4 protein-coding genes are annotated in these 3,877 nt (G+C 72.2%); all 4 read left to right on the top strand.

Annotated features, from left to right (window positions below):
* Positions 1-525, top strand: a 525-nt coding sequence (locus OO014_RS18985; RefSeq protein ID WP_272463892.1) for a DUF2877 domain-containing protein, incomplete at its 5' end; no start/stop codon positions are given.
* Positions 518-2,002 carry an FdrA family protein gene (locus OO014_RS18990; protein ID WP_272463893.1) on the top strand — a complete coding sequence of 495 codons (1,485 nt, stop codon included), beginning with the start codon at positions 518-520 and terminating at the stop codon, positions 2,000-2,002. The genes OO014_RS18985 and OO014_RS18990, both read left to right, overlap by 8 nt.
* Positions 2,002-3,429, top strand: coding sequence for a DUF1116 domain-containing protein (locus OO014_RS18995; RefSeq protein ID WP_272463894.1), 1,428 nt, complete (start codon positions 2,002-2,004; stop codon positions 3,427-3,429). The genes OO014_RS18990 and OO014_RS18995 overlap by 1 nt, the downstream gene beginning before the upstream one ends.
* Before the next feature lie 176 nt (positions 3,430-3,605).
* Complete coding sequence (locus OO014_RS19000) at positions 3,606-3,806, top strand: cold-shock protein (protein ID WP_272463895.1); 201 nt, start codon at positions 3,606-3,608, stop codon at positions 3,804-3,806.
* Positions 3,807-3,877 lie beyond the last annotated feature (71 nt).

Genomic DNA, 3,877 nt, shown 5'->3' on the forward strand with positions numbered 1-3,877 from the left:
CTCGAGTGGGACGGGGTGGGGACAGTGGGGCCACTCGAGTGGGACGGGGTGGGGACAGCGGGGCCACTCGAGTGGGCGGCGGGTCGGTTGGCGGCTGCCGCGCTGGCCGACGCGCCCATCGACGCGCCCATCGACGGGCTGCTCACCACGCTCGTGGGCCGTGGGCCGGGCCTCACCCCGAGCGGCGACGACGCCGTCGCCGGGGTCCTTCTCGCGCTCCGCTCGGCCGGTGAGCTGGCAGCCGTCCAGAGGCTCGGCGCCGCGCTCGTCCCGCACCTGCACCGCACCACGTCCATCTCGGCCGCTCTCCTCAGGGCTGCCGTCGAGGGCTACGCCGTGCCCGAGGTCGTCGCCCTCCTCGACGCGCCCCATCCGTCCAGCGACCCGGACCTGCTCGCCCGGGTCCTCGCGATCGGCCACTCGTCGGGCCGGGACCTCGTCGTCGGCGTCACCGCTGCACGCCGTGCCCTGGCCGAGCACCGGACCTCCGTCGCCCACCTCAAGGAAGGTGCCTTGCATGGCTGACCAGGTCGAGATCCGCAGTGGCGCCTACTACGACTCGGTGAGCCTGATGCAGGTCTCCCGCACGGTGGCCGCGGCCCCCGGGGTCGAGGCGGCCCAGGTCGCGATGGCCACGGAGCTCAACCTCGACGTCATCCGCGCCATGGGTTTCGAGATCCCGGCGGCCGGCCCCAACGATCTCGTCGTGGCGATCCGGGGCGACGACGAGGGCGTCGCCGCAGGGCGTGCCGCCCTCGACGACGCGCTCGCCGGCCTCCGCTCGGCGGCGACGCAGGCGGGCGGTTTCGGCGACGCGCCTGCTCCTCGGACGCTGGGCGGCGCGATCCGACGCTCGGGCGCCAACCTTGCTCTCGTCTCCGTGCCCGGCCGGCACGCCACGACGGAGGCGCTCGACGCGATCGACGGGGGCGTCAGCGTGATGATCTTCTCCGACAACGTGCCTGTCGAGGACGAGGTGCGCCTCAAGGAGCTCGCCGCTAGTCGGGGCGTCCTCGTGATGGGGCCCGACTGCGGCACCGCGGTCGTCGGCGGGGTCGCCCTCGGCTTCGCCAACGTCGTGCGTCCCGGCTCCGTGGGCGTCGTCGCCGCCTCGGGCACGGGCGCGCAGCAGGTCATGTGCCTGCTCGATGCGGCCGGTGTCGGGGTCAGCCATGTGCTCGGCGTCGGCGGCCGCGACCTGTCCGCCGCGGTCGGCGGCCGTTCGACGAAGCAGGCGCTCGCCGCGCTCGCCGACGACTCAGCGACGGAGCGCATCCTCGTGGTCTCCAAACCTCCTGCCGCTGAGGTGCTTTCCGCCATCGAGTCGTATGCCGCTGGGCTCGCCAAGCCGGTCCACTGGGCGACGCTCGGGGCGGGGAGACCCGATCTCACCGCCGCTGTCGAGAGTGTCATCGGGACGCAGGGTGAGGGGGTCGAGTGGCCGCGCTGGGAGGTCGAGCAGCCCCCGGCGTCCGGCTCGTCGCTGCGCGGGCTCTTCGGGGGCGGGACGCTCGCCGACGAGGCGATGCTCGTCGCGGGGGAGGCGCTGGGCGACATCCGGTCCAACACCCCGCTCCGGCCGGAGCTGGCGCTCGGACCGGACCTGCGGGATGCCGGCCATGTCGTCATCGACTTCGGTGACGACTCGCTGACCCAGGGCCGCCCCCACCCGATGATCGACCCGTCGCTGCGGCTCGAGCGGATCGCGGTCGAGGCGAGCGACCCGACGTGCGGCGTGCTCCTGCTCGACCTGGTCCTCGGCCATGCCGCGCACCCCGACCCGGCCCCCGACCTGGCCGAGGCGATCCGCTCGGCACGAGCGACCGCGGAGGCGGGCGGCAGGACCCTGCCCGTCGCCGTCTCGATCACCGGCACCGAGGGCGACCCGCAGGGCCTGAGTCGCAGCGCACTGCTCCTTCGCGACGCGGGTGCCTCGGTCTTCCTGAGCAATGCGGCCGCGACTCGGTGCGCGGTGTCCCTGCTGACCTCGAAGGAGTCCTGATGGCGACGCGACCCTTGCAGCGGCTGCTCACGGAGGACCTGTCGGTGGCCACCGCTGGAGCTGCCTTGTTTGCGGAGTCCCTTCGCGCACAGGCCGTCCCGGTCGCCGAGGCCGCTTGGCAGCCGCCGCTGCCGGGGACGGAGCGCGACCTCGCCGTCGTGCTGGCCGACGCCCGGCGACAGGAGGCCAACCGGCTGGCGTTCGAGCGGATGACGGCCGCCGGCGCAGAGCTCATCGACGTGCGGCCCGCTCACCAGGCGCTCGGACTCGAGAAGGGAACGTTCCTCCACGCGGGCCCTCCCGTCGAGTTCGACCGCGCGAGCGGGCCGCTCAGGGGTGCGCTGATCGGGGCGCTGCTCTTCGAAGGCCTGGCCGAGACGCCGGAGGAGGCCGAGGCCAGGCTCGCCAGGGGCGACGGCGTCACGCTCGAGCCCTGTCACCACCGGGATGCGGTCGGCCCGATGGCCGGGGTGATCAGCCCCTCGATGTGGCTCTATGAGCTGCGCGACGACGTCCACGGCAACCGCTCCTGGTGCTCGCTCAACGAGGGCCTCGGCAAGGTGCTGCGCTACGGCGCCTACGGGCCGGAGGTCATCGACCGGCTGCACTGGATGAACTCCGTGCTCGGTCCGCTGCTGCACCAGGCGGTGCGGGCACGCGTGGACGCCGACGGTCCGATCGACATCAAGGCGATCATCGCCCAGATGCTCCAGATGGGCGACGAGGGTCACAACCGCAACCGGGCCGGGTCCCTCATGCTCCTGCGCGAGCTCCTGCCGACCCTCATCACCGCTGACGCCCCGGCTTCGGACATCGCCGAGGCCGTGCGGTTCTCGGGGGCCAACGAGCACTTCTTCCTCAACCTCGGCATGCCCGCGAGCAAGCTGGCCACGCTCGCGGCGCACGGCATACCGGGCTCTTCCGTCGTGACGACCATGGCCCGCAACGGCACCGACTTCGGGATCCGCGTCTCCGGGACCGGCGACGAGTGGTTCACCGGGCCTGCCCAGACGCCCGAGGGGCTCTTCCTCGGCTCCTACGGCCCGGACGACGCGAACCCCGACATCGGCGACTCCGCCATCACCGAGACGGCGGGCATCGGCGGCTTCGCGATGGCCGCGGCGCCGGCGATCGTGCGCTTCGTCGGTGGCGACGTGCCCTTCGCGCTGCGGGCCACGCAGACGATGTACGAGATCACCGTGGGGGAGCACCCCGTCTATCAGGTGCCGATCCTCGAGTTCCGCGGCACGCCGACGGGGATCGACGTGGCCGCCGTCGCCCGGACCGGCATCCTCCCGCAGATCAACACGGGGATGGCCGGACGGGTGGCCGGTGTCGGCCAGGTCGGGGCGGGCCTCGTCAACCCGCCGGAGGAATGCTTCACCGGGGCTTTGGCGGCGCTGGCTCGCGCCGCTCGGATTGGGTGAATCACGCACGCACGGCTAGAGTTGGTCCCGGTCAACGTTTGCTGTTTGTGTGTAGTGCGCTCGCAGAGGACATTGCGGGCGCAGCCTTCTTCAGGTTCTGGAGTCGGGTCGCGACCTTGCCGACCTGGACCCCACGCCGTGCGGGTCCACCCACCTGAAACACGAAGGAGCACAACATGGCACAGGGAACCGTCAAGTGGTTCAACGCTGAGAAGGGCTTTGGCTTCATCGCCCCGACCGAGGGCCCGGACGTCTTCGTCCACTACTCGGAGATCCAGACCAACGGCTACCGCAGCCTCGAGGAGAACCAGACCGTCGAGTTCGACGTCGAGCAGGGCCCGAAGGGCCCGCAGGCGATGCGCGTTCGTCTCGTCTGAGCACTCGCTGAGCGCTCGCTGAGCAGCACGAAGGGCCGGAACCGTCAGGTTCCGGCCCTTCACGCTGTCCC

Source organism: Intrasporangium calvum (genome assembly GCF_028446585.1).
In the GTDB taxonomy this organism is placed as follows: Bacteria; Actinomycetota; Actinomycetes; order Actinomycetales; family Dermatophilaceae; genus Intrasporangium; species Intrasporangium calvum_A.

What these genes read in the sequence shown, in the direction of transcription:
- OO014_RS18995 (WP_272463894.1), top strand. Translation starts at nt 2,002, where the DNA reads ATGGCGACGCGACCCTTGCAGCGGCTGCTCACGGAGGACCTGTCGGTG.
- OO014_RS18990 (WP_272463893.1), top strand. Translation starts at nt 518, where the DNA reads ATGGCTGACCAGGTCGAGATCCGCAGTGGCGCCTACTACGACTCGGTG.
- OO014_RS19000 (WP_272463895.1), top strand. Translation starts at nt 3,606, where the DNA reads ATGGCACAGGGAACCGTCAAGTGGTTCAACGCTGAGAAGGGCTTTGGC.